The sequence below is a fragment of the Kitasatospora sp. NPDC059327 genome, assembly GCF_042752535.1.
GTDB lineage: Bacteria > Actinomycetota > Actinomycetes > Streptomycetales > Streptomycetaceae > Kitasatospora.
On sequence record NZ_JBHYYB010000123.1, the window covers coordinates 1 to 24323 of the forward strand.

23 protein-coding genes and 3 pseudogenes are annotated in these 24323 nt (G+C 67.4%); 12 read left to right on the forward strand and 14 right to left on the reverse strand.

Annotation, left to right across the window (positions count from 1 at the left end; all coding sequences use genetic code 11):
* Window positions 1–1155 precede the first annotated feature (1155 nt).
* Together ACFXHB_RS39395 and ACFXHB_RS39400 are read right to left on the reverse strand one after the other, a co-directional pair.
* The gene (locus ACFXHB_RS39395; RefSeq protein WP_380581051.1) at window positions 1156–2187 is read right to left on the reverse strand and encodes an RHS repeat-associated core domain-containing protein; all 1032 of its coding nucleotides are present in this window, start codon (window positions 2185–2187) and stop codon (window positions 1156–1158) included.
* Between the two features lie 129 nt (window positions 2188–2316).
* Entirely contained in the window at window positions 2317–2490 is a 174-nt protein-coding gene (locus tag ACFXHB_RS39400; RefSeq protein WP_380581053.1) for a hypothetical protein, read from the reverse strand.
* A gap of 69 nt (window positions 2491–2559) precedes the next feature.
* On the opposite strand from ACFXHB_RS39400, the gene ACFXHB_RS39405 reads away from it, so the two are divergent.
* A complete protein-coding gene (locus ACFXHB_RS39405) occupies window positions 2560–2706 on the forward strand; it encodes a hypothetical protein (protein WP_380581055.1) in 147 nt (48 codons plus the stop codon).
* Window positions 2707–3144: 438 nt separating this feature from the next.
* Here ACFXHB_RS39405 and ACFXHB_RS39410 read toward each other — a convergent pair whose 3' ends face one another.
* From ACFXHB_RS39410 to ACFXHB_RS39425, 4 genes and pseudogenes are all read right to left on the reverse strand, one after another.
* Window positions 3145–3444 (reverse strand): DUF4259 domain-containing protein, encoded by a 300-nt coding sequence (locus ACFXHB_RS39410; RefSeq protein WP_380581056.1) that lies wholly within the window; start codon window positions 3442–3444, stop codon window positions 3145–3147.
* Window positions 3445–4297: 853 nt separating this feature from the next.
* Window positions 4298–4447 (reverse strand): annotated as a pseudogene (locus tag ACFXHB_RS39415) (SAM-dependent methyltransferase); the annotation flags it as partial.
* A 52-nt stretch (window positions 4448–4499) separates the two neighbouring features.
* A pseudogene (locus ACFXHB_RS39420) lies at window positions 4500–4679 on the reverse strand (hypothetical protein); the annotation flags it as partial.
* 412 nt (window positions 4680–5091) lie between these two features.
* Window positions 5092–5310 carry a hypothetical protein gene (locus ACFXHB_RS39425; protein ID WP_380581058.1) on the reverse strand — a complete coding sequence of 73 codons (219 nt, stop codon included), beginning with the start codon at window positions 5308–5310 and terminating at the stop codon, window positions 5092–5094.
* 597 nt (window positions 5311–5907) lie between these two features.
* On the opposite strand from ACFXHB_RS39425, the gene ACFXHB_RS39430 reads away from it, so the two are divergent.
* The gene (locus tag ACFXHB_RS39430; RefSeq protein ID WP_380581060.1) at window positions 5908–6444 is read left to right on the forward strand and encodes a DUF4240 domain-containing protein; all 537 of its coding nucleotides are present in this window, start codon (window positions 5908–5910) and stop codon (window positions 6442–6444) included.
* A gap of 36 nt (window positions 6445–6480) precedes the next feature.
* Here ACFXHB_RS39430 and ACFXHB_RS39435 read toward each other — a convergent pair whose 3' ends face one another.
* Together ACFXHB_RS39435 and ACFXHB_RS39440 are read right to left on the reverse strand one after the other, a co-directional pair.
* Window positions 6481–6903, reverse strand: a complete 423-nt coding sequence (locus ACFXHB_RS39435; protein WP_380581062.1) for a hypothetical protein — start codon at window positions 6901–6903, stop codon at window positions 6481–6483.
* 481 nt (window positions 6904–7384) lie between these two features.
* On the reverse strand, window positions 7385–7522 hold the full coding sequence (locus tag ACFXHB_RS39440) for a hypothetical protein (protein ID WP_380581064.1): 138 nt from the start codon (window positions 7520–7522) through the stop codon (window positions 7385–7387).
* Here ACFXHB_RS39440 and ACFXHB_RS39445 point away from each other — a divergent pair.
* The 4 genes from ACFXHB_RS39445 (at window position 7510) to ACFXHB_RS39460 (ending at window position 11735) form a co-directional block, all read left to right on the forward strand.
* Entirely contained in the window at window positions 7510–7812 is a 303-nt protein-coding gene (locus ACFXHB_RS39445) for a hypothetical protein (RefSeq protein ID WP_380581066.1), read from the forward strand. The two genes, ACFXHB_RS39440 and ACFXHB_RS39445, sit on opposite strands and share 13 nt — an antisense overlap.
* Before the next feature lie 655 nt (window positions 7813–8467).
* Window positions 8468–8953 (forward strand): tyrosine-type recombinase/integrase, encoded by a 486-nt coding sequence (locus ACFXHB_RS39450; protein WP_380581068.1) that lies wholly within the window; start codon window positions 8468–8470, stop codon window positions 8951–8953.
* A gap of 92 nt (window positions 8954–9045) precedes the next feature.
* On the forward strand, window positions 9046–9519 hold the full coding sequence (locus ACFXHB_RS39455; RefSeq protein ID WP_380581070.1) for a hypothetical protein: 474 nt from the start codon (window positions 9046–9048) through the stop codon (window positions 9517–9519).
* A 242-nt stretch (window positions 9520–9761) separates the two neighbouring features.
* Window positions 9762–11735, forward strand: coding sequence for a hypothetical protein (locus ACFXHB_RS39460; protein WP_380581073.1), 1974 nt, complete (start codon window positions 9762–9764; stop codon window positions 11733–11735).
* A gap of 722 nt (window positions 11736–12457) precedes the next feature.
* On the opposite strand, the gene ACFXHB_RS39465 is transcribed toward ACFXHB_RS39460, so the two are convergent.
* A complete protein-coding gene (locus ACFXHB_RS39465) occupies window positions 12458–12994 on the reverse strand; it encodes an SUKH-4 family immunity protein (protein ID WP_380581075.1) in 537 nt (178 codons plus the stop codon).
* A 100-nt stretch (window positions 12995–13094) separates the two neighbouring features.
* Window positions 13095–13742, reverse strand: coding sequence for a hypothetical protein (locus ACFXHB_RS39470; protein ID WP_380581078.1), 648 nt, complete (start codon window positions 13740–13742; stop codon window positions 13095–13097).
* Between the two features lie 607 nt (window positions 13743–14349).
* Between ACFXHB_RS39470 and ACFXHB_RS39475 the strand changes: the two genes are divergently transcribed.
* Window positions 14350–14970 (forward strand): sigma-70 family RNA polymerase sigma factor, encoded by a 621-nt coding sequence (locus ACFXHB_RS39475; RefSeq protein ID WP_380581081.1) that lies wholly within the window; start codon window positions 14350–14352, stop codon window positions 14968–14970.
* Window positions 14971–14975: 5 nt separating this feature from the next.
* Window positions 14976–15812: a hypothetical protein gene (locus ACFXHB_RS39480; protein WP_380581083.1), complete on the forward strand. Its 837-nt coding sequence runs from the start codon at window positions 14976–14978 to the stop codon at window positions 15810–15812.
* A gap of 889 nt (window positions 15813–16701) precedes the next feature.
* Here ACFXHB_RS39480 and ACFXHB_RS39485 read toward each other — a convergent pair.
* The 3 genes and pseudogenes from ACFXHB_RS39485 to ACFXHB_RS39495 form a co-directional block, all read right to left on the reverse strand.
* Complete coding sequence (locus tag ACFXHB_RS39485) at window positions 16702–16872, reverse strand: trypco2 family protein (protein ID WP_380581085.1); 171 nt, start codon at window positions 16870–16872, stop codon at window positions 16702–16704.
* Between the two features lie 716 nt (window positions 16873–17588).
* Window positions 17589–18749, reverse strand: coding sequence for a serine hydrolase domain-containing protein (locus tag ACFXHB_RS39490; protein WP_380581087.1), 1161 nt, complete (start codon window positions 18747–18749; stop codon window positions 17589–17591).
* Window positions 18750–19213: 464 nt separating this feature from the next.
* A pseudogene (locus ACFXHB_RS39495) lies at window positions 19214–19633 on the reverse strand (DUF1524 domain-containing protein); the annotation flags it as partial.
* Between the two features lie 125 nt (window positions 19634–19758).
* Between ACFXHB_RS39495 and ACFXHB_RS39500 the strand changes: the two are divergent.
* The 4 genes from ACFXHB_RS39500 to ACFXHB_RS39515 all read left to right on the forward strand — a co-directional run bounded on the left by ACFXHB_RS39500 (window position 19759) and on the right by ACFXHB_RS39515 (window position 23982).
* Complete coding sequence (locus tag ACFXHB_RS39500) at window positions 19759–20880, forward strand: tyrosine-type recombinase/integrase (protein WP_380581089.1); 1122 nt, start codon at window positions 19759–19761, stop codon at window positions 20878–20880.
* Window positions 20877–22301, forward strand: a complete 1425-nt coding sequence (locus ACFXHB_RS39505) for a hypothetical protein (RefSeq protein ID WP_380581091.1) — start codon at window positions 20877–20879, stop codon at window positions 22299–22301. Before ACFXHB_RS39500 ends, ACFXHB_RS39505 begins: the two co-directional genes overlap by 4 nt.
* Window positions 22302–22579: 278 nt before the next feature.
* Complete coding sequence (locus ACFXHB_RS39510; RefSeq protein ID WP_380581093.1) at window positions 22580–23389, forward strand: hypothetical protein; 810 nt, start codon at window positions 22580–22582, stop codon at window positions 23387–23389.
* The gene (locus tag ACFXHB_RS39515) at window positions 23386–23982 is read left to right on the forward strand and encodes a DUF6262 family protein (protein ID WP_380581095.1); all 597 of its coding nucleotides are present in this window, start codon (window positions 23386–23388) and stop codon (window positions 23980–23982) included. The genes ACFXHB_RS39510 and ACFXHB_RS39515 overlap by 4 nt, the downstream gene beginning before the upstream one ends.
* 77 nt (window positions 23983–24059) lie before the next feature.
* On the opposite strand, the gene ACFXHB_RS39520 is transcribed toward ACFXHB_RS39515, so the two are convergent.
* Window positions 24060–24323 (reverse strand): hypothetical protein (locus ACFXHB_RS39520; protein WP_380581097.1); only part of this gene is annotated, 264 nt, incomplete at its 5' end.

Consider the following 24323-nt stretch of genomic DNA (forward strand, 5'->3'; position numbering starts at 1 on the left):
GGGGCGAAGGGACGGAGGCGGGTCGATGGCCGGCCGTTCGGCGCAGCACGTGGCGCGGCTGCGCGCCGCGCTCGCGGTGCTGGGCGTCGACTGGCACCCGGACGCGTGCTCGACGAGCACGACGACGCCACGGTGACCGACGCCCGCCAGGACGCCACCGCGGCCGACCACGCCCCCGTCGACCGATTCCTGAACCGGGAGCTCGACCTGCGATAACCGCCCCCGCCGCACCGCCGGCCCCCGTCGGGGTTCCCGATGGCACCCAGTGGCCCTGCCCGGACACCCTCGTGCTGGTGAACCGCGCCCTGCACGCCGGCACCGACCCCTCGCGCTACGGCCACTCGCCCGCTGTACCAGCCCTTCCTCGCCAGCAAAATCCTCCACGTCGCGGTGGCGGCTGCATGAAGTGAGTCACAGCACCCCGATCACGAAAAGATCCGCCATGGCCACCTTCGACCTGGAGCAGAAAGGGCAGCTATCTCTGCTTCGGTCTGAAACTCGCGTGGTCGCTGATATCCGCTTTCGAGCTCGTTTCCGTCTTCATCCGTCACTCGCCCCAGTCCGTAATTTACTCCGATCGAAATCCCTTCCGAGTTAACCTCCAGGACGAAAGATTCCGAACCCTTTACGTCGGAGACGACAATCAAAGTCTCCCCGGGTGCCATCCAGTGATCACTGCCAACCGGCTCAAGGGTCAGCTTCATTAGTTGATCGAGTTCATTCTCTACCCTGATACTGACACTTTCCACCAGTTACTCCCAGCCTTCAGTACTTCTACGAGACTTCAGCAGCTGCAACGTCACGGGACATCGAGAATTCCTACATTATGACCCCTCGGGGCCGAGAAGGCGAGCCCCGAACGCCAGTGGTGTGCATGTCGGCGAACCCGCATGCACACCACTGAGGCTCTGCAGTTACTTGCGACGCCTATTACTTGTGGCGACCCTTGAGGGCCTTTCGCCAATTCTTGACAGCATAATTCAAGGCCGCCGCACGCGGCCCCGCACTAGGGCTAGCATCCCCTCGGTACGTGCCGTATAGATGGACCTGCCTAAAGTAGTTCCGGGCGACCTTGACTTCCTGCTTTGAGTATACTTTTCGCACTGCGGCCACATGCCTCAGGGTGTGCAGCGTCGCATTCTCCCCCTTATTCTTTCACAGCACCCCATTGCCCATCTTGGGGACAGTCGTATTATGCCTCGCGGCAATCGCCTGCACCTGCTTGAGCTCGTTACTCACAAACCTTGATGTCTTTACGACAGTGGATGCCATATGGCCGGTTCGGCCGGCTGTGATAATCACCTTTGCCGCAGCTACGACGGCGCCAGCGCCAACGGTCTGGGCGGCGACCGCTGGCACAGCCATTTCGGCGGCTTTGGCCCAGTTGCCGGTGGCGGCGTAGGAGACTGAGGAGACGGCCGCCGCGACGGCGCCGATCGGGCCGGGGATGTAGGCGGCGACTTCGGCGACCTTGGCGACGACCTCGACTGTCTTCTTGAGCCACTTGGGCATGCCCCAGTTGCCGTCGAGGTCGGTGCAGTTGACGGGGTCGGCGGTGCAGTAGTCGTATGGGCTGGCGTTGCCGCCGGGGATGGGGGCGATCTGCAGGAAGCGGCCGAGGGCGGGGCTGTAGAGGCGGGCGCCCATGAGGATGTCGCCGTCGAGGGCTTCGGCGGAGCGTTGTTTGCCGCCGAGCCAGCCGTAGCGGACTCCGGTCTGGCCGTCCTGGGGGATGCCGAACTCGTCGAAGTCCAGCACGACGGGCTTGGTCAGCGCCGTGTCGGTGGTGATGACGACGGAGCCGAACAGGTTGGTGAGCTGGAGTTGGACGTCGCCGGTGTTGCTGGTGGTGGCGACGAGGTCGCCGTCCGGCCCGGAGACGTTGCGGGTCAGGGTGCCCCGGGTGGTGTCCTCGATGGTCCAGCGGACCTCGTCGGAGTCGTCGCCGTAGTGGTTCAGCTTGGAGGTGGCGCCTGCCCAGGTGCCGTTCGCCTGCTTCTTCGAGGTGGTGAACGCGGTCAGGCGGTGGGCGGCGTCGACGGCCCACTCCTGCTTGGTGTCCCCCTTCTCCTGGGCGGCGACGCGGTCGTTGGCCCAGTAGGTATTGGTCGCGCCGGTCGCGGTCTTCACCGTGCGCCCGCCGACGCGGTTCGCGGATTCGATCAAGGGGCTGTAGGAGACGACCATCGAGCCGCCACTGGGGAGGTTGGGCTTGGCGATGGCATCGACGGCCTCGCCGAAGTGACCGCGTTCCTGCTCGCGGCGCCAGCCCTCGCTGTTGGGCCGCAGGGAGCTGGCGGCGCTCGCGGGGTGGGTTTAGGTGCGCCATGCGGCGTCGGACAGCTGGGTGAGGGACCGGGCCAGACCCAGGAGCGCGGAGGCGTCGGTGTCGGCAGGGAGGGGCGCGACGCGGGTGGCGAGGTCGCCCTCGCCCGTTCCCCAGGATGCGATCAGCTCGTGGGGGGAGAGGGCGACGCAGTAGCGGGTCATGAAGCAGTGTCTCCGGTCCGTTTCGGTGCAGGGCCTGGCTCAACGCAGTCTGACGGATGGTCAGGATCGGTGTTCGGTGAAGCCTTCGAAGCCACCGGACGCATTGAGGAGGCCGCCCGCCGCCTGGGCCTGTGCTCACTGGACCGCGCCGCCACCGTCATCCACCTCACCTGGCGCCCCGACCCCACCGACCGCGAGGAGGCGCCCGCTGCCTGACGAATCTTCGGCGACCCCCTCCTGGCCGAACAGCGCCCGGCGCGCAAGCGCCAGCTCGCCGACCGCGACCAGCGCACCCGACTCCAGCGCATCGCGGACTGCTTCGACTACCCCGTGCTCTACGAGCTCGCCGAACACCTCCCCGCCCCGCACCGGGTCGGCTGCCCGCCCCAGTACCCGCCGCCCGTGGTAAGACCACCACGGGCGGCGGCGGGCCCGATCCGTTAGGGGGTACCCTTCCCTCCGATTCTGACCGGGTATGCCGTGACCTTGCCGGCTACGACCCCCACCACCCGCCACCTACACGTGACCGCTGACTTGCGCTGGGGAGTTACGTCAGCAGTGTCCGGATTTCTTGAATCATTTCCCGGGAAGCTATTTCCATTCGGGCGTCGATGCAGTCGTCCATCCATTCACTAGAGACTCCCTCTACCATTTTCAGTGCAGCAGTGAAATTTCGCGAATTTCCTCCGCATCTGAAAGTTCGATGAATTCCCAACCCCGATGATCCTTGGTGTCCGAGTTTCCATTCTCTTGAACATTCAACGCGACAAGCGCTGCGGCAGCGATGGCCGCTTCCGCGACGTCGACCTCCACGAGGTCAGGATCCTTCAATGCTGCCCGCAGGGCTTCCCGCACACGATCGAACGCCAGGCTTGGACTATCAATCAGTCTGAGCTCGTCAACGAAATCCATGGCATTATCATTACTGAATGGATCAATCCCCCAAGAGCCCACGAGGCACCCGCAATCTTGAAGAAGCTTTCAGTCTCGCAAATAGTATTTCAGATGTCGCAGTTTTCGCAATTGTTCGGAGCGGGCCCCGCTGGGGGTGACTGTGTGTCGAGTGTCGCCCCCGGGCCGGGCCGCCCGGATCCGGTAGGCGCGCAGTGTCGAAGCCCGTCGACACCCCGGCGTCCAGGCGCCCGCCGGATCGGTTCACCCGTGCTCTTCCGGCGCGCCGCGGCGGGCCCGGTTCGCCTGCCGGGGTCGCGCGGCACACGTCCCGGGCAGGCCCTACGCGCAGGGCGCGGAAGTCGCGATGTGGGTGCGAGTCGTGTGCAGGTGGCGCACGGCGGCCTCCGCGTCGGCGTACTGCTCGGGCTGAGGCAGGACGGTGCCGAAGGCGCGGCCCCGGCTCGGCGGGCAGGGAGCGCCGGTGGAGGACGGGGGACAGCGCCGTGCTGGCGGCGGCCAGGAGCCAGGCGAGTCGGCCGTGGGTGCGGGAGAGGGGGATGGCCAGGACGGCGAGTGCCTCCCGCAGGGCCTCCAGCCGCTCGGCCACCGGCAGGGCCGCGGCACCGACCGAATCTCCGGCCGCTCGCGCCAGGCGGTCGGCGGCCTCGCGGGCCAGGGCCGGGTCGTGCCGGCCGACCTCCCACACCCCCTCGGCGATCTGGGACTCGGCCTCCTGTGTCAGATCCGCGATGGTCGTGGACATCGTCACCGGCACACCGTAGCGGGCACGTTCCTCCCGCTGGCACCACGGGGCCCGCACCGACGGGATCGGAGCGGTGGTGGCTTCACACCCGCCGGCCAGGCGTGTCAGGCTGGTTGCAGAGAGGAGTCAGGGGTGCACCGCGACGGCCGCCTAGCACGACGCATCCGCGTCGCTCACCGCCACGATGTCGGCGTCGGGGCGCCAGCGCGGTGTGGACACGATGCCGGGATCCAGTACGTCCCAGTCGGTGAAGAACCGGGTGAACTCGGCGCGGGTGCGGGCCTGCACGATGGTGCCGGCCTCGCGGTAGAGGGGTGATCAGTTCACGGGTGTAACCGCCGTCGGCCCAGAGCGGCTCCAGCCGGGTGGTGTGCTTCGACGACCGGGGCGAGGAGTGTCTGCGCGGCGGCGCGGTCGCTGGTGTACGCGGGGTGGCCATCACGGCGATCAGCAGGCCGAGAGCGTCGACCACCGCATGGCGCTTGCGCCCGTTGATCAGTTTGCCGCCGTCGAAGCCTCGGCTGGCGGAGCGGTCGGCGGCGATCTACACGATCCTCGCGTCCGGCCGGGACTCGTACAACGCGACCGCCTCCGCCTTGACTCCGGAGGGTAGTTCTTCATCACCATCAGTAGGACTCCTGTCCACCCGGACCATCACGGTTCGAGTGTCTCTGGTGTCCAATCTCCGGGGTCAAGGTCCCATGGCGCGGCCTGGTCACCCAGTTTGACAAGAGCCCGAAGAGCTACATGGCAGGCCTGCACCTTCCGGACCGATCATGTGGCTGAAGTCCTTGACTTCAGCCACATGATCCGAACCTTCAAGAGCCCCTAGACGGTCCAGCGGACCTCGTCGGAGTCGTCTTCTTAGTGGCCCTGCTTCGACGCGGCGTCGGCCCAGGAACCGACTGCGTGCCTTCCGGCATGGCGGACACAGGCTCCCAAGATCAGAGCGGGGCCATCTTGAGCGACTCCGCAAACTGCGGATCATTCTCGATCTGCACCAAATCTGCAGGTGTGGCCTTTACCCAAGTCTCGCGCGACGATCCAGCCGAGCCCATCACCAGGACCCCTTCAACCCATACTTCAAAATTGATCAAGTAAGGTGCGGCATGGCAGAAATTGCCACGCTGAACCTCATCCGATAGATCTACTTCAACGCCCATGAACGGATCCTTCGGAAACATTCGCCGAATAATCCCAGACTGACGTCCATTCGCCTCCAGCGAGGCCCTAGTTCTTAGCGTTCCAAAAGCTTCCAGTGCGCGCCCCTCTGGCGCTGGGCCAGCTTCATAGAGGCTTATATGGGCTTTACTGGAGGCAAGGTTCAGTCCTTCGATAAATATAGAGAGGAAGTGGGACAGGATCTCTGGAGAGTCTGCAGAGATCAGCCACTCTATCTTTGGTCGTTCAGTCAATTAGAGACGCCCCTTCGATGAGTTCTCCCAGCTCTTCCAGTGGGGCTGATGGCTCTCACAAGCGAGGCGCCATCAGCCCACTCAGGCTATGGACAATATGATCTTACAACGATATTACCGCCATCCTTGATTCTACGTCAGAGGAGTCTCCGGCGGGCGGGGAATCCAGGGCCCCGGGATGATTATTGGAAGCCGGAGGAGCCCACCAAACAGCCGCCCCCCAAGCCTGACTCCCCCCATCGCCGTGCGGCGGGCGATGTCGGCCGCGAGGTTCTGGAACGCTGAAGTGCTCCTTCGTTCCAGACTTATTGAAATGCCACGCGTTCTTCTTGTCCCTCAGCTGCCATGGACACCCAGCAGTTCTGGAAGCTGATCGAGGAAGCCCGTTCGCAGGTGCCGGCCCCGGACAACGGTGACGCTGTGGCCGAGCAGGCGACCGCACTGCTCGCACTTCGCCCGGTCCAGGAGATCGTCGCCGCCCAGCAGATCCTCTGGAGCCTGATGGCCGACTCCTACCGAGCCCCCCTCTGGGGCGCCGCCTACGTGATCAACGGTGGATGCTCCGACGACGGATTCGACGACTTCCGCGGCTGGCTGATCACCCAGGGCCGTGAGACGTTCGAGCGTGCCATCGCCGATCCCGATGCGCTCGCCGATCTTCCCGCAGTCCGTGCTTTTGCCGCAGACGGGATCGACATCGAGTGCGAGGAAGCTCTGGGCATGGCCTGGAACGCTCACCGGATCGCAACCGGCGAGGAGATCCCCAACGACTCCTTCACCAACCGCTATCCAGAGCTGGACCCGGAATGGGGTTTCGACTTCGAGGACGACGACGAGCTTAGCCGCCGGCTGCCCCGCCTGGGAGAGCTCTACGCGGAATAGGGTCGGATCAACGCGTTGGCCGTGCTCCGAGCACCGTCAACAGTGTGCCCGACGTGCTGGCACCCACCAGGTTCGTCGACCTCTCGCCGACCCTCCCGGCGCAGGCACGGAAGCGTTCGAGAAGTTCGCGCCCGGGCCACTGTCTGGATCGAAGCCCTGGATGCGCCGTAGCCCGGCCGGGACGCCGGCCCCCAGGAGAAGGGCTCCGTGGCGGCGGAAGCAGAACGCGATCTCGAAGAGGAGATCGGCGGAGCTGTGAGCCCGAATGCCATAGCCGGGGACGAAGCACCGACGCAACTCGTCGCCCGGCAGTTCGGCCACCAGGTTCAGCACCTCCCGAGCCTGGTCCTCCACCCAGATCTCCAGAACATCGCCAACCAGGGTGCCCGAGTCCGTCGGTGCGGTGATGCGGACCACTTCGATCAGTTTGGTCTGTGCGGCGGTCTCGGGAAGCAGCATCCGTACAGGATCACCGACACGGCCACGACTCGGGAAGCGATCACCAAGACGATGGGAAGCGATCTTCAACGCGCTCGGATCTTTCCTGGTCTAAGCCACTCGTGAACAGCCCTCGTCACCGTCCACGACCCGCAGGCCGTCCCACCGCCATGAGCCGCAACCCGGAGCTGGAGTACACCGACGACCTCCCGGCCGCCCTCGACCGTGCCGACATCACCGTCTGGCCACCGAATGGCCCGAGTACCGGCAGGCCAACCCGCGGGATCTCGTCGGCCGCCCCACCACCTCGCTGCTCGTCGACTGCCGCACCACCCTCGACCCTGACCCCCAGCTGGACCGTCCACCAGCTCGGCCGCCGAGGCAAGTAGGGCACCCCGCGGCACCTCCGCGGTAGGGGCCCGAAGGCCCCTACCAAGGCCCCAAGCCTCGTGGCGTGCCACGGCGTCCGATCCTGGCCGGCCGGCGCGCAGCCGGTTCCGCCTCAGGTCAGCCGGTCGATGATGGCCCGGGCGCTCTGCTGCAGGGCCTCGTCGCCTTCGATGCCGGCGAAGAAGTTGCGGTTGCGGCGTGGTCGGGCGAGTTCCGCGTGGATCCGGGGCAGGGCGGGTGCGGCGGCCATACGCAGAAGGCACCGCCCAGCCCGGCGAGCTCCTCACCGAGACCGCCTCCCCGCTCACCCGCGAGCAGGCCCAGGCCCTCGCGATCGACATGTCCCGCCGCAGCACCCCGGCCGAGGGCGGCTTCTGCACCTTCCAGCCCGTCGTCGACGGCGGCGCCTGCCCCTGGAACCTGGACTGCCACAACTGCGACAAGTTCGTCCTGTCCGGCGCCGACCTCCTCTACTGGCGAGGCAAGCGCGAACAGTGTCTGTTGACCGAACTAACTCATGAGTATTCGCAGGTCAGTTGAGGTTTCTGCTAGCTTCCCGCTATGCCCGGCGAACAGCGTCCCGCAAGGGATCTGAAGAACTTCGTCCTACCCGAAGTAGGTCAGCTGTTGGAGACCAATGACCCCTGAGAGCCCTGCCAGTTGATCGACCCGTTCGGGAGGCCGGTCGAACCGGCAGCGGTGTACTTCAAGGACCTGATGGCAGCGGACAGTTCACCGTTGACGCCGCGGTCGTACGGCATGGACCTGCTGCGATGGTGGCGCTACCTGTGGTTTTTCGGGATCCAGTGGGACCGCGCGACACGTGAGGACGCTCGGGACTTCATGCTGTGGATGAAGCTGGCAGACAAGCCCGTACGCGTCCAGTGGCGCCACCGCGGCAAGGACTCCGTTGAGATTCCCCAGCCCTCCCGGACCGGCAGGCCGGCGCCAGGGACGCCGAACTCGGTAACTGGGAAGCCGACCGTCGGCAAGAAGTACGCGCCCACCACCCGGGCCCACTGCGAGACGGTGCTGCGGACCTTCTACGACTTCCACCTGGAGCGCAACACCGGGTCCCTGCTGGTCAATCCGTTCCCTCTCGCGCGCAACCGCCGCTCAGCACGAGCCAACGCCCACCACAACCCCGAGAAGGAACACAGGAATCAGCGCACCGGTCTCTACCGGCCCCATCGGCGTGATCCGCAAGGGCACGCGCGCCAACCAGGAACTGCCCGCCACCCCCGACGCGTTCGTCTGGCTACGGCTCTACCAGGAAGAAGCCTGGAAGAAGGGCGTCCCTCGTGGTCGCCGACAGCCGCTTTGGTGGACCCTACGACGCCCCTGGCGACCGCTGGAGTACGACGCGGCCCGCATGATGTTCAACCGCGCCAACGACATTCTGGGATCCAACTGGACGCTCCACGACCTACGGCACACCGCGACGTTCCTGATGCTCGACGATCCGTCAATGCCCCCCGTCTACGTCCAGCACATCCTCGGCCACAAGTATCTATCGACCTTGGACATCTACAGCCGTCCCACCAGGGACGATGTCATCACCGCTGGTCTCGCGCATCATGCACGCCAGCAGCAACGCCGGGAGAACCCTCCGCCCGCTCCGGCCGCTCCCGCCTACAACCCGGACTCTCTCAACGTCCTGTTCGGAGGGCCACTCACGTGACCGACCTCCTCGTCGCACCAGACCGCCGCGTCGCCGACCTCGAAGCCCGCATCGCAGGTCCTGCCGCCGACACCCCGTGACACGATGCGCGCATGTATTTCGAGCTCGCCCCACCCACAGGCATCGGCCCTCTGAAGATCGGCATGTCGCGACAGGCCGCCAATCACGCGCTGGAATCGCTGCGGGAACCCACAGAGATCTCCGCATCCGACGGGGCGGGGCAGCACATCTTCCGGCCCAGCGGCCTGATGATCAGCATCGGATGCACGCGTGACCTCCTGGAATCCGTTGAGCTCGGCCGACCAACCGAGCCATCGGACGTCGTTCTCTTCCGCGGCATCGACGTCTTCGGGCTGCCAGCCCGCCAGGTCGTGGCGCGCATGTCCGAGATCACCACGGTCGTCGCCGATGACGACGATCCCGCGTCGTTCGTCGCGCCAGACCTCCTGCTCAGCTTCTGGCGTCCGTTCGAGGGCGACCACGAGCCCGAAGACGAACAGGGCTACTACTTCAACTCAGTCCTGCTGGCCCGGCCGGGTTACTACGGCGGTCCAGGCCAGCCATGAACCCCAGGCCACACATCTGAACTCGCCTCACGACCCAGTCCATGGTCCGTCCACCGTCCCGGTGGGCGGGCCGCCCCACCAGACCACCAAGACGAGCTACAGGAACGGCCCTGATTGGCCGTCACTGACTCCCACTGTCCCTTGACAGCCTCGGGCCCTTGGCGTGTGCGCTCGCGTCGCCACCACTCGTGGTACCGAATTCCCGTCGTCTGTGTATGGGGTTCGGCGGTAAGGTCGCGGGCATGTGGGAGGGAATGGACGCGGTTGACTGGGCGGCGCTGGGGCACAACTACGGGTCCGCCGAGGACGTGCCTGGCCTCTTGCGTCGGTGTGCGGGGCCGGATCCGGACGATGCCCTCGACGCGGCGTTCGACCTGCTTAACCTGCTCTTCCACCAGGGTGGTTGGATCTGCTCAGCGGCACCTGCCGCGCTGCCTTCTCTGTTGCGGCTGGCCGCGAGTCCGGCCGTCCCGCTCCCGAGTCGCCGCGTGGTGCTGGAGCTGGTGTCGAGGCTGGCAGCCGAGGCCGGTCGGGTACAGGAGAGGTTCCTTGACCGTGGCTGGCGGTCGGCGTGGGAGCAGGCTCTTCCGGAGGTGCTCGTCCTGCTGACTGATCCCGCCTCGGAGATCCGGCGGGACTCGGCTCACCTGCTCGGTGTCTGTGAAAGCCCCGGTGAAATCGTCCTGCCGGCACTTGTGCGATGCTGGCAGGCGGAGGTCGATCCGGCGACCCGTCTCGACGTGGTCCTCGCGCTCGGCAAGGCGGTTGCACGGGAGCCGGCTGGACCGCACGCCACTGAGGTCCTGGAGGTACTTCGTGGGCTGCTCGCCGCGTCGGAAGCCCAGACCCGCCTGGCGGCGGTGCACGCGCTCGCTCCGGCCGACCCGGATCTTCCCGCCCAGCAGGTCGGCGTCCTGCTGGAAGCGGTCCGGGACCCGGGTGTCGAGCTGTGGCGGCACACCAGCTCGGTCGAGGCCGGCGTCCAGGGTGTCCACAACTGGACGGCGGCGCTCTTCGCCGGGCCCTCTCCCGTCTTCACGCTCGGACTGCTGAGGGACCATCCCGACGTCGACCAGCGGGTCGGCGCACTGGCCCAGGCGGGCGGGTTGCTGGCGCAGTGGCGTTCGGTGAGCACCGACCTCCTTCCTGCCCTCGCCGCGCGGTTGGACGATCCCGCCCCTGAGGTCCGGTTCCGGGCGGCCGAGCTGCTCGCCTGCCTCGGCCCGGCCGCGGTGGCCCACGTCGACAAGGTCGCCGTCCTGCTCGGAGACACCGCCGCGCGGGACACCCGTAAACGGGAGACTGTCGCCGAGGCCGCCTTGTGGGCGCTGGCCCGAATGAACGATCCGCGCTGCGTGCCGGGCCTGATCGAGCTGATGGCACAGACACGGTCGGGCTTCGCTGCGGGCTCCGTCCACTATCCCGACACCGCCGGCCTGCACCATGTTGTCCTCCCTTCGATCCACGAGGTTCTGGGCCGCCTCTCCGACCATGCCGAGCCGCTCCTGCCGGCGATCGGCGAACAACTCGGTGCCGTCACAGATGATCACGCGCTCAACGGTCTCTGCCGGGTACTCGCGGGCTGGGGTCCTGCTGCGAAGGGAGCGGTTCCCCAGTTGCTCGGCCTCTTGGAGGACGACCGGACCTGGGCAGCGGCAGCGAACGCGCTGGCGGGAATCGGGGTGGCGGGGACCAGGGCACGCGACCTGCTGTTGGCCCGATCGAACAGGGGTGAAGCACGCGCGGCCTGGGCCTACTGGAAGGTCTGCGGCGATCCCGGACCGGCCCTGGAAGCGCTTGGACGCGCTGACTCCGAAGGGGGCATCACGCGTCCTTCCCTGCGCATGCTCGCCGACCTCGGCCCTCATGCCGCCCGCTACGCTGACCGGCTTCGGGCTCTGGCCGCCGACACCGACCGCTGGACCCGCGTCGAGGCGGCGCACGCGCTCTGGGCCACGACTGGCGATTCCGAGATCAGCGTCCCGGCCATGACCAGTGCCGTTCAGGAGTTGGCCAACGGAACCTATCTCCCGGTCATGCTCCCCGCCGTTCGTCACCTGGCCCAGGTCGGCCACGCTGCCCGGCCCGCCGCGCAGCTCCTGCGCGGCGGGCCGGCCCGCGATCAGCGGCTGCGCAGCGATGGCGGCTGGCGGGGTTTCACCCAGGACGAAGCCATCCGCGCCGCGCTCGAAGAACTGCTTGCCGTTTGTGGCTGACCGATGACAATCACCATCTGAAGCTCGACCCCGCCACATAGCCGGGCTTGCCCTGACTGTCCTTGGAAGCACCTGTCCGCGTACGAGTTGAAGCGCAGAGGTATGTACGAGTGAGCGTGCAGAGCAGAGTACAGGGCCGGGACGGGATGCCAGGGCTGCCCGTCATGAGGAACAATGCTTGGCATGACGATTTGAAGAGCGCCTGGCGAACGGTGGCGATGGCTCAAGGTATCGGTCTGGGAGACGCTGCCCGATGGGGATCGGCGGATATGTGCGACCTGCGGGATGCCTGTCCGCTCGTACCAGTATCGCTTCTATCCGCCTGAGTCCTCCATGTTTGAGCGGTGCATCGGGTTCGCCTGGTGTTCCGGCTGCCGGATCTACTCCGGCGCGATGGTTCACGTGCCTCGGAAGCGAGTTCTCGTTGATGCGCTGGCGTCGCTGCCCGACGATCAGAGAGAGCGTCTCAAGCGGAGCGAAACCAGGTTCATCGAGTACCTAGACAGGCGGGCCCGGCGCGAAGCCGGATCCCCCGGATCCAGTCAGCTGACTTGAACCCGCAGGAGGGCATCGGGCCGCTGATCAAGCGCGACATCGGCAACGTCGCCGCGGCCGACCTAGGCCAGGTCACCCGCGCCCTCAAGCGCAGGCTCAAGCGGATCCAGTACCGCCCGGACCTTGTCGACGGCTTCCTGGCCGGCACCGACCTGATCACGGACGCCTCACCCGAGACGGATTTCGCTGCCGGATCCCGCATCCCAGTCCGTGTAGTCCCCGATCGCCACGTCGTCGCAGAATGTCTCCCAGAACCCGTTGGCCGCGAGAGCGGACCCGTCGATACCAGAGATGAGATCGCGAAGCTCTTCCGCGACCTCCTCGTACCTGTCCTCGTCGCCGTCCGCGTAGAACGGGAAGCGTGCGATCACCGCAGCCACGCACTGGTTGAAGGAGCCGAGATCGCGGTTGACGTGTCGGGTCCTCGCTGAATCCATCGTGGGAACCTGCACCATGTGACCAGTGGCGACGTCGACGGCGATGCGCCCGAACAGGCCACTCGTCGCGATGGCGACCAGCCCCCGCTCACCGATCTCCCCGAGGAATACCGGATCATCCAGCGGCCGGTACTCGTAGCCGATCAACCCAGCGGGGATGCCGGTCTCATTGAGGTCGACAGCGATCTGATCTGGTGCCCCGAGCGGGGCCTCGACGCGGATCAAGACGAACTCGGGCTCCGGCAACTGCGGCAGAGGCTGGCTCACGGGAAGATCCTCTCCCGAAGGACTGTCACGGCAACACCCGCAGGTCCGCGAGACGAGCGACCTCTGCCGGGCGGCTCTTCCCGATATCACCCAACCAAGTTCAGTAGCCGTAGCCATCCACCCTTGTGCCGGCGGCTGGAGCCAGGCCGGGCCAGGGGCGTCCCGCTCTGGCAGAGGCGGCGGACCGTAGGAGTTCAAGAAGGGCGCACCCCGGGTAGCCCCGGAAGCGCGCATAGGAGGAACGGTAGTAGCGGTTCCAGTAGCTCACGACCCGCCGCTGAGTGCGCGCGAAGAAGGCCGGGTTGTCCACGATGAATTGTCCGTAAGCGAGATGGCCGCTGGTGCCGGGTATCGCGAGATCACGAAGCTCATCGTCGATGACGATCAGGATCTCCACGACGTATTCGCCGACCAACTGCATGACGAATGGGACGACCCACGGGTCCGCGGAACCAATGACCTTCGCGAGGTGACGCTGTCTGACCATCCCGTCGTGGTGCCTTGAGTAGAGGCAGTGCAGAAGTTGTCGCTGCCGCGACGAGAGCGACGCCAGCGCGTCAGCCGGCGGCTCGTCGTTGTAGAGGCGCCCGGGGATGGAAACGTGCTGGCCCTCTACAGCGACCGAGAACGGGTTGAGTGGCCGGAGCCGCGAAGTAGGCATGATCGCCAAGACTGCCTCGGCATCGCCTGAAAGCTCGACCGGGAACGCGTTGATCAACTGATCGTTGGTGCTGGAGAGCGGTTGCACGAGCTGAGCATAAGCGGCCGCCCCGGCCACGCGGCCTGCCCCTACCGACCAACCCGGACTGGCGGTGGACGCGGCTGGAGCCGTGTGCGGGAGGCGGCGCGTCAGGCCTGAGGTCCATTCATGGCGAGGACGCAAGGGCCGGCCGGGTCACAAGTCGGGATCTGAAGATCGGCAAGGCGATTCGGTGCTCAGGACGTTGACTCTTGAACCGCCACGGGGGCGCTGACCCTCCGCCCGTGATCCGGGACAGCGGTCAAGGAGCGACCAGCTATTCCCCAAATCGGAACACTGTGGTCCGGAATTCTTTACCAAGCCGCCGTGAACGTTCTAAACCTTCGACCGAAATGCTAGTCGCAGACACGCTCCGGGTTCCCCACGCCACACACCGTCACGGAGCAAGCAACCATCGAGAAGTGAAGGACCAGCACGTGACGACCCCCGCACCAGCCAGGCCGCTGACCGGCTCTCCCGCCGGACAGCCCGACCATCACCGAACCACGACCGCGGACACCGCCGCCAGCGGGGGACTCGCTCCCTCCCAGGCGCGGCCCCGCCGCCGCCACAGCGCACCGCGCGGCGTGGTCCCCGACCCGGCACTGGGGGCGCGATGAGCGACATCCAGCCGGCCGACGCGGCCGACGCCGCCGGAACCCGCGCCCCGAACCCAGCCGCGCTGCCGATAGCCTTCGCCGCGTTCCACGACCTCAACGCCCAGCGCTACACCGACTACGCCTTCGCCCACCTCCCGGACGAGAGCGTCGTGCAAGACCTGGTCGACGACGTCTTCGTCGCCCTCGCCGAACACTGGGACCGCGTCCTGACCCAGCCCCGCCCCGCCGCCTACGCCTGGGCCCTGCTGCGCCGGGTCGTCGAGGCAGAGTGCGCCCGCCGCGACGAACACCTCGCGCTCATCGAGGAGGCCGCCTTCGCCTACGCACTGATCGAACGGGGCAAGCGGATCCTTGAGCAGATCGACGAGTCCATGGTCGACGACCTCGGCGTCGGCATCAGCGTGGCCCGCGCGATCCAGGACCTGCCCGGCCGGCAACACGACGTCGTCGTCCTGAGGTTCCTGGCCTGCTACGAACCCGCCCAGATCGCCGAGGTGATGGGAATCGAGGATGTCACCGTCCGCTCCCTGATCTCCCAGGCCCGGACCCGACTGAAAGCCCGCCTCGTGCCGCGCCGGACCGTCGAGCCCGGCAGTTCGCCCGACGACGAGGAGTGATCCACATGAACCCGCTCGACCACCTGCTGGCCGGGGGCGGCATGCGCGCCGCAGCCCCCACCCCCGTCTACGATCTGGCCGCCGGCCGCCGACGCATCGCGGAGAAGATCGCCGCCCACCAGATCGGCGCCGCGACCGATCACCAGGACAGCGCTCGCGGCCAGTGCCGCTGCGCCGCCCCCGAACCACGGTCGACCATCAGCCCGCCCCGTCTCCCGCAACCGCCCACACCGACGCAGCCCCCCGTAACCTGCCCGAACAGTCAGGCATCCACCCTGCCCACAGATCTGGAGGGTCTGACCTTCCACGACCACGCCGAGCGCGACCTGCGCACCATCGCCACCATGATCACCGCCGAGGAGGACGCGGCGGCCTCGCTGCACCGACTGATCAACGACCACACCGTCGAACCCCGAGGCGCCCTCGTCTTTGCCTGCCTGCTCTACCTCGCCGGGCGCTACCAGGAAGCCCAATTCTGGTGGCAGTTCGCCGGCGGCGCCGAGGACATCACCGCCTGCTTCTGCCTCTACCTCCACCACGCCCGCCTCGGCGAGCTGAAGGCGGCCGAACACTGGTTCAACCAGTCCGCCCTCCTGGAGACCCTCCCACCCAACCGACGGGCCGTACCCCCCACCCTCCCCCCAGTGCCGGACTACTACCTGGCCTGCCTGCCCTGGGTCGGCCAGTACCTGCTAGCCGCCGGAGACGACCAGCGCCAACCCGAGGTCGTCCTACGCGAGGCGCTCGACGACCTCGACATCGTCCGCGACGCCGAGTACGGGCCGATCAGCCTGCCCACCGACGACCTCGCCGAGCAACTCCACGACCTGGTCTGCCCGTAGCCGGCCCGGTTGCGCCCGAGCACCGGGCGCAACCGGGCCCGCCAAACCGGCACCGGAACCGGCACCGATCGGCGAACAACCCGCGCAGTCCAAGACCTGGGAGAGCGGAGGCACACACATGGTGATTTCGGCCCACGACGACGCTGGGAACCGGCTCGACGGGGATGTGGCTCTGTTCACGTCACAGAGCAGCGTTTCGACAGCAGTTCGGGCGGCAGCGCCCAGTCCGGATGTTCACGAGAAAGGGCAGCACCTCGGTGGTGGCCGGCCGGACGCCGACTACCGCCCGCTCGGGGCACGGGGCAAAAGCGCTGGCTACGGGCGCAGGCGGCAGCCACCGACGCGCCGTTGCCGGGCGTCGGCAGGTGACTCCCGTTCTTGTGAACATCGAGTCGTCCGGTCTGCAGACGCCTCCCAAACCCGTGAACAACTGACTTCACGAGTCGTGAACAAAGCCAGGGATGCGAACGTCCTGTCCTCGGAGGAAGCGACCTGTAGGGGCATCGGCAGAATCCGGAAGGCCGTTGACCTGGTGGTGACGGCCGTTGGCTTGGTCGTCGGCTTGGGAAACCTCGGATTCACGGTATGAGAGAAGCTCAGCCGCTTCTTCCAGGCGTGAGGCACGCCAGTGCGACTGCGCACGAGGCGCAACAGGGGCTGGGAGGCTGCCACCCGCAGGGTGGCAGCCTCCCAAGTGCCTTCTCGGGGCTCCGGCAGCCTACAGCCAGGGCCCCGACATCGTCTCGGTCGGGGCGAACGGCGCTCGACGGCCCGCCGCGGTGCTCGGCGAGCCGGCCCGCGGGACACGGTTCGCGCGAACTGCGTCCCTCCGGGCATGGTTGCCCTGTCGGCCTTCCATGACAGCGCGGCCACGAAGCCCTTGAACAGCTCACAGCTTGAAGCCGGCCTTGGCCTTCGCGTTGGCGCGCAGTTCGACCTCGAATTCCATCTCCACCGGCCCGACCGCGAACACCACCTGCGGGTCGTCACTCGCGCGTGCGGCGGCTTCGAGCAGTTCGTCGCGGACTGCCGCGACCGCGTCCGCCAGCGGAACATCCATCAGACCCACCCCTTCGTACCTGACCGCGTGGTCCTGCCGATGCGGACACCGTAGGCGCCGTGCCGGCCCCGCCGCAGGCGATCCGGACGATCCCCGGCTCCGCTTCCCAGATGGACTGCGAGGCCGGGGATCGGCGCCTATGGGGCGCTCTCGTAGAGGACCTCGGTGTCGGCGCAGTCCTGGGCGATACGGGCGAGGGCATCGTGCTCGCGCTCGGCAGCGGCGAGGTTCCAGCGCAGCTTGGTGGAGACCCATTCGGAGGCGCAGCGGCAGTGGACGGGGCCGTTGAGTGGGGGGGGCCAGTCGGCGGGGTCCTTGTCGCCCTTGGACCTGTTGGACTTGGCGGTGACGGCGACGAGGGTGAGGGGTGATGCCTGGTCGTTGGCGTAGGCCTCGCGGCGTTCGGGGGTCCAGGCGTAGCCACCGACTGGCGGGGAGCGTCATTCCAACGCTGCTGTATTCCGCGCGCTGGGTCCACCAGGGCTGCGGTGGTGCGGGAGTGACAACCGCGCACGTCACCGGCGGGGAACTGGGGTGTCACGGCCGTCCGCGATCCGATGCCCGGCGGTGCCGCCTTGGGGGGTGGGCCGTCCTTGCCAAGGCGCGGCAACCCGTCGTGGTGGACGAAGCGGACGAACTTCGAGAGCTTGTCGGGTCTTTCGGGGCGGCGTCGTACACAGTCTTCGGGACCTGGCCGTAGTCGGGGTCGACAAGGGTCATCGGGGGCGGCAGAACTCCGCGTCGGCGATGTTCCTGGCCGACGTGCCCTGCAGTGCCAGGGCATCAGTGTTGAGGTACATGGTCATCCGGTGGCGGGTGTCCCGGGTGGAGACCGACAGGGTCTCGATCCCGTAGCCGCCTCCGCGCTGTCCCCACAGTTCCGTTCCGCAGGAGGTGGTCATGCGGGTGAGGCCGAGTCCGTGTTCGTCGGTGCCGTCGGACACGGTGGTGGTCATCTCCCGCAGTTGGGCCTCGGGCAGCAGCCGGCCTCGGAGGAGGGCGCTGTAGAAGCGGTCGAGGTCGTTGGCCGTGCTGATGATCTCACCGACCGCGCGGATCGCCGAGGGGTTGAACTCAGTGACGTCGACACCTGGGAGGGGCAGCTGGACCTGCGCGGTGGAGTACGCGCGCCCGGCCGGGCGGGGCAGCGTCTCCCGGGTACCGGGGGAGGTCGTGCCACGCAGTTGCAGCGGTTCGGTGATGCGCCGCCGCAGTTCGTGTTCGTAGGAGTCGCCGGTGATCCTCTCCACGATCAGCGCGGCCAGCAGGTAGTTGGTGTTGGAGTATACGAAGCGTTCGCCGGGTTCGGCCTCGGGCGGCTTCGACATGGCGACGGCCAGGAGCTGTTCGGGCGTCCAGGTGTCGTGCATGTGTTCCAGCCAGTCAGGGCCGTACTGGTGGAGGGCGGGGTCGTTCAGGTAGTTGTACACACCGCTGGTGTGGTTCAGTAGCTGCCGGATGGTGATGAGGCGGCCGTCGTGGCCGTGGCCGCGGACCACGCCCGGCAGCCACGTCTCCACGGTGTCGTCGATATCGAGCTGTCCCTCGGCCTCCAGTTGCAGGACGAGCGTGGCCGTGAAGGTCTTGGTGATGCTGCCCACTCGGAAGTGGTCTGCCGGCGAGGGCGGGCGCCCGGTGACCCGGTCCGCCACTCCCTCCGTCGCCACCCACCGGTCCTCGCTGTCCACGGCGGCAACCAGCACGCCGGGCGCCCCTTGCCGTACGGCCTGTTCCATCGCCGCGAGCGTCGCCGCGTGAGCCTGCGAGACGTCGTGCGGCGCGGCGGTGGCCGAGGGCGACAGAAGCGACAGCAGGACGGCCAGGATCCCCGTGGCGGACGTGCGGGCGGTTCGGTGCGGTCCGGCGGTCAGGGGCATGAGGGCGCCTTCCTCGGTGAGGGCAGTGGACTTCCGCCTTCAAGTCGAGCAGGTCCACCACGGACCCGCACACGCAGGCCGGGGCGGGCGGGCTGCGTTCGGGTGGTCCGGCCCACCGGGCCGCTGAACAGCCTGCGCGCCGCCGGGCTCGCACCGTCTGGCCGGCCGCCGGGGCGACCTCCCGCGTGCGTGTCGCCGTCGGCGCGGCCAGAAGGCCCATCGTCCCGGTCGTTCTGGCCGCACCACGATGCGAACGGGGCCCGCGTCCTTACTGAGAGAGCCCTCCTCGGGGGCGGTGGGCCACTACCAGCCGTAGCGTGGCCGTCGATCCGATGTCCCGGCCACAGTACTGTCCTCCTGTCGAGTGAAGGCCGCAGACCTGGACGGTTCCGGCGAACGGGGCGTCACTGGTGACGCGTCACACTGCCGACGGCAGGACGGCATGGGGTCCGCAGTCCAGCGCACTATCGCAGACAGGTGTCGAGCATCTCGTTCAGTGCGGTCTTCTCGGGCTCTGTGACGGAGAGGCCGTAGACGTGCTTGGTGTCGGTCCACGCACGGCTGTAGGTGCACCAGTAGCCGACGGCCGGCGGGCGCCAGGCGTCCGGCGTCTTGTCGCCCTTGGACCTGTTGGAGGCGGCGGAGACCGCGATGAGTTGCGAGTGGGTCAGGTCGTTGGCGAAGGCCTTGCGCTTGGCGGTGGTCCAGGTGTCGGCCCCGGAACGCCAGGCCGCGGCGAGCGGCACCATGTGGTCGATGTCGAGCTGCTTGGCGTCGGTGAAGACCTTGCCGTCGTAAGGGCTGGTCCAGGCACCCGACACCGCCCGGCACAGCTCGTCCTGGACGACGTCCTGGCCGTCGCGGGCGAGGACGGTCTCGCGGGTTATCTGCATGCGTTCCGTGACTCCGTGCCACGTGGGCCACAGGGGCAGGCTGCTCCTGTGCCTCACCGTTATCGACCATACGGTGAGGGACGAGATCCACAGATGATGCAGGAGAGCACCACCACATGTTCAGAGCAGAGAAGGCGATATCCCCGGCCACCGGGGCGATCACCTGGCTCCTCGTCGACGAGGAGACGTACATCCCCCACCCGGAGAGCCTTGAGTACTCCATCCACCTACGCGCCAAGAACTGCTCGCCGCTGACCCAGCGCAACTATCTGCCCCGCGTCGGCCGGTTCCTGAACTGGTGTTCCGGGCGCGGCACCGACTGGAAGACCGTGTCACTCGGCGAGATGGCCCGCTACAAGTTCCACATCGAGCAGACGCCGGACCCGCGCACCTTCCGTTTGCCGACCGGTAAGACCGTCAACGCCGTGGTGGGCACCGCCTGCGGGTTCCTGCGCTGGTGCGCGGCCACCGGCATCGTGGCCCCAGAGGTCGCATCCGCGCTCAGCGAGCCCCGGTTCCTCCAGTACACGCCGAAGGGCTTCAACGAAGGCGAAGACGGACAGTTCCGGCGCGTCAACGCCCGTGTTCTCAAAGCAGCCGAGATCGAGCTGCCGCCCGCCGTCCTGCTCACGGGGCAGATCGACCGGATCCTCTCGGCTGCCAGCACCGCGCGCGACCGCTTCCTGCTCGCACTGCTCCTCGGGACCGGCCTGCGCATCGGCGAGGCGCTCGGCCTGCGGCGCGAGGACATGCATTTCCTGCCCGACTCCCAGCACCTCGGCTGCCAGATCGCCGGGGCGCACGTGCACGTCAGGCCCCGCCAGAACAACAGCAACGGTGCGCGCGCCAAATCCGGGAGACACCGGCACGTTCCCGTCGAGAGGCGGGTGGTGAACGCCTACCGGGACCATCTCGGCGAGCGCGACGGTGTCCAGCAGGCAGCGGGATGCGACTTCGTGTTCGTGAATCTGGCCTCGCGACATGCCGGTCTGCCCATGTCGTATTCGAACGCCAAGCAGATCATCGAGCGGATCGGCAACCGTTGCGGCTTCCGGGCCCGGCCGCACATGATGCGGCACACGGCGGTGACCACCTGGATCCGTGCGGGAGTCGACCCTGACGTTGTGCAGGCTCTGCTCGGTCACGTCTCCGCGGCCAGTACGGCTGTCTACCTCCATGCCAGCGACGACGATCTGCGTGCGGCGGTCGATCTGGTGGCAGCCGGTGGAAACCGATGACCGTCGCGCACGACTACGTAGAGTTGCCCACAAGCCTGGTCACACTGCCCGACTGGGCGACCTGGCTCGCCGACCAGCTCGACCTCCAGTGGCGGACGGGTGAGTGGGATCCCGGCAGCCTGCTGTTCACCGCGGATCTGGACAACCCGCGGACGCGGGCCTTCTCCTGCCGCGTGACGGCCTGCGACGCGGTGGTCGAATCGCCGGCATCCCACTGCGAAGCATGTCGGGCCGTCAGCGCACGACGAGGTCACCCGCCCGACTTCGATACGACCCACACGCCCTCCCTACCCGCCGTACGACAACCCAATGTGGGGGACGGCCTGCAACCGGGCCGCTCACAGTTCGCCCTCGGGGACCTCTCCACAGTGCTGCGGGCGGAAATCCTCTACTGCCTTCAGCGCCGTGACGAGGAGGACCGCCTGGTCGTGCCCGCGATGATGCGCCGCATCATCCGCAACCTCCCCCCAAGGCTGTCCTCGCTGCTCGACCTCGGGACGCCACTGTCCATCACGCACCTTCCCAAGAGCACATACAGCCTGGTTAACGACATGCAGGTCCGACTCCGCCGGGCCCGCGTTCAGTACGACGGCGTCGATCCGACGCTCGGAGACACCTGGGACTGCGCACTCGTGGGGTTGCTGTCCGCACCGAACCGCCGCTATCCCGCAGCCAGCGGGCACCTGGACTTCCGGCCGATCCGGCAACGGTGGCTGCGCGAGATCGTCAAGGAGTACGGGCGAGCCGTGCGGCCCACCGTGTCGGAGTTGAGGCGCACGGTCAACGTCACGGCGTTCGCCTCGAACGCGCTGGCGTCCAGACCCGCCGCCGAGAGGCCGCAGACGCTCGCCCTGGCCGACATGACCCTGGTTGTCGAGGCCATCGAGATCGCCCGCAATCCGAAGGACGGCAGCGCCTACTCCCAGGCCCAGCGCAAGGCGATGCTCGGCTGGTGGCGCCGACTCCTTCAGTATGCGCGCCTGGCCGGCCTGATGGATGACATCCCAGGAGTCTTCGCGCTCAGCCCCGAACTGCACGGCATCGAGGCCGTCGACACGACCGAGGACGAGAGCGGCCGTGCGATCCCCGAACACGTCATCGCCCAGCTCGACCAGTACCTGCCCCTGATGAGCGCGGACTCCACCTACAAGCACGCCGGCTGGCAAGCCGAAGACTTCGCGGCCATGTATCAGGAGGTCTACCGGATCATCCGCGACACCGGGCGCCGTCCCGAGGAAGCCACCTCGCTCAAGCGCGACTGCCTGCAGTGGATCGACGGCAAGCCGTCCCTGATCTACGACAACCGAAAGCGCAGACGTTACGGCCGGCGCCTTCCGATCAGCCCGGAGACCGCCCGGCACATCCAGCAGTGGCAGAAGCACCGAGACAGCCTCCCCGGTGGCTTTGTTCACGACTCGTGAAGTCAGTTGTTCACGGGTTTGGGAGGCGTCTGCAGACCGGACGACTCGATGTTCACAAGAACGGGAGTCACCTGCCGACGCCCGGCAACGGCGCGTCGGTGGCTGCCGCCTGCGCCCGTAGCCAGCGCTTTTGCCCCGTGCCCCGAGCGGGCGGTAGTCGGCGTCCGGCCGGCCACCACCGAGGTGCTGCCCTTTCTCGTGAACATCCGGACTGGGCGCTGCCGCCCGAACTGCTGTCGAAACGCTGCTCTGTGACGTGAACAGAGCCACTCCCGGAGATGCCGGGCTGCGAAGAGTGGCTCTTCCCCGCCCCCGGAGCCACCCGCAGATCCCGAGTCAGGTACCTGACCGCGCACTACTTCTCCGCCAGGGTTTTCCGCGATTGGGTCAACGGCATCCCCGAACTCCTCGACAACCGCCTCGACGACAACGGCGACCAGGTCGCCTACCGCCGCTCCGAGATCGTCGCCTACGGTCTGCGACACGCCTACGCACAGCGGCACGCCGATGCCGGAACCGCCATTGACGTGCTGTGCAAGCTCATGGACCACCGCTCACTCGACGTCATCATGGGGTACTACACCGTCTCCCAGGAGCGGCGTCGCAAGGCCGTCGAAACGGTGGCGGTACTCGCGGCCGACCGCCACGGGAACCCGAGAGGCTCGAACGACCCGCTCGCCTACGAGCTGCGATCCGTGGCGGTGCCGAACGGAGGATGCACCGAGCCCAGCAACGTCAAGGCCGGCGGCGGGCACTGCCGCATCCGCTTCCAGTGCGCCGGCTGCGACTTCTACGAGCCCGACCCCTCCTACCGTCCGGCGCTGGAGGCGCTGGAGCAGACCATCGCCGATCTTCGAGCAGATCGGGAGGCAGCGATGGCCATGGGCGCCGCGGACTGGGTGTTGGCGAACTTCGATCACCAACTGGAGGCATACGCAAAGGTGTTGGCCGAGATGGACGAGCGCCTGGCCGGTCTGTCACCGCAGGAACGGGATGCGGTGGAGGCGGCGTCGAAGGAGCTGCGGAAGGTCCGCGCCTCTCAGGCGTTCTTCCCCGGTGACACCCTGGACATCAGGAGGGCCCCGTGACGGACCCGACGACCGCTGCCCGCGAGGCCCGCGTCGAGCGACTGCGGCAGGCACGGACCGCCGACAGTAAGGCGAAGACCAAGCGGAGCCTCGACGCCGTCGCCGGCCTCGTCGCCGCAGGCGAGCGGATCACGGTCGCGCGCGTGGCCCGCAAGGCCGCCGTCTCCACCTGGTTCGTCTACAACAGTCCGGTCGTCCACCAGGCGGTGCAAGCCGCCGTCCAGGATCAGGCCCGGCACGGCATTCCGGCCGCAGCCATTGTCCCGAAGCAACGGGTCAGCGAAGCCAGCCTGCAGACCGACCTCGCACTCGCCCGCGAAGTGATCAAGGGCCTGAAGTCGGAACGGGACAGACTCCAGGATCGGGTCAGGCTCGCCCTCGGCGCTGAGATCGACGACGTCCAGCGAACCGAACTTCTCCGCCGCATTCGGGACCTGGAGAGCCACAACGCGCTCCTGATCTCCGAACTTGCCGAGCAGACCGCGCGAGCTGGAAGGCTCGAACGCCGCACAGTCGAGCTGGAAGACGAGGTCACCGCGGTCCGTAGAGCCCTCACACGATCTATTCGAGCGGTTCCAAGCTCGGCTCGATAGCCGCCAGAGCCCACATCCTTGCCGGTGCTTCTGGCCAGATAGCTGGCCAGAAGCACCGCCCGGCTACGAGTCCGCGGTCATGCTTCCGGCGGACTCACCCAACGGGCAAGGCGTTCCCCAGCCTCCAGATTCTCGCGCCAGTACCGGAAAACGGTTCCCTGGACGATGTCGAGCTGCCCGGCCGCGATCAAGCCGGAGGCGGGTTCAGGTCCTCCCGCATCGGCCTCGAAGGCGACCAGCACCTCAGGTGTCGGCGTACGAGTCAACATGCACCACCTCGTACGAGTGACTGCGCGCCAAAGTTGATGCGATGAATGGCTGCCTTCGGCGAGCCTGCTGTC

Coding starts and splice junctions, on each gene's coding strand:
- ACFXHB_RS39460 (WP_380581073.1), top strand. CDS start 9,762: ATGTGGGAGGGAATGGACGCGGTTGACTGGGCGGCGCTGGGGCACAAC.
- ACFXHB_RS39490 (WP_380581087.1), bottom strand. CDS start 18,749: ATGCCCCTGACCGCCGGACCGCACCGAACCGCCCGCACGTCCGCCACG.
- ACFXHB_RS39480 (WP_380581083.1), top strand. CDS start 14,976: ATGAACCCGCTCGACCACCTGCTGGCCGGGGGCGGCATGCGCGCCGCA.
- ACFXHB_RS39475 (WP_380581081.1), top strand. CDS start 14,350: ATGAGCGACATCCAGCCGGCCGACGCGGCCGACGCCGCCGGAACCCGC.
- ACFXHB_RS39505 (WP_380581091.1), top strand. CDS start 20,877: ATGACCGTCGCGCACGACTACGTAGAGTTGCCCACAAGCCTGGTCACA.
- ACFXHB_RS39400 (WP_380581053.1), bottom strand. CDS start 2,490: ATGACCCGCTACTGCGTCGCCCTCTCCCCCCACGAGCTGATCGCATCC.
- ACFXHB_RS39510 (WP_380581093.1), top strand. CDS start 22,580: ATGCCGGGCTGCGAAGAGTGGCTCTTCCCCGCCCCCGGAGCCACCCGC.
- ACFXHB_RS39455 (WP_380581070.1), top strand. CDS start 9,046: ATGTATTTCGAGCTCGCCCCACCCACAGGCATCGGCCCTCTGAAGATC.
- ACFXHB_RS39440 (WP_380581064.1), bottom strand. CDS start 7,522: ATGGCCGCCGCACCCGCCCTGCCCCGGATCCACGCGGAACTCGCCCGA.
- ACFXHB_RS39485 (WP_380581085.1), bottom strand. CDS start 16,872: ATGGATGTTCCGCTGGCGGACGCGGTCGCGGCAGTCCGCGACGAACTG.
- ACFXHB_RS39395 (WP_380581051.1), bottom strand. CDS start 2,187: ATGGTCGTCTCCTACAGCCCCTTGATCGAATCCGCGAACCGCGTCGGC.
- ACFXHB_RS39430 (WP_380581060.1), top strand. CDS start 5,908: ATGGACACCCAGCAGTTCTGGAAGCTGATCGAGGAAGCCCGTTCGCAG.
- ACFXHB_RS39435 (WP_380581062.1), bottom strand. CDS start 6,903: ATGCTGCTTCCCGAGACCGCCGCACAGACCAAACTGATCGAAGTGGTC.
- ACFXHB_RS39425 (WP_380581058.1), bottom strand. CDS start 5,310: ATGGGCGTTGAAGTAGATCTATCGGATGAGGTTCAGCGTGGCAATTTC.
- ACFXHB_RS39500 (WP_380581089.1), top strand. CDS start 19,759: ATGTTCAGAGCAGAGAAGGCGATATCCCCGGCCACCGGGGCGATCACC.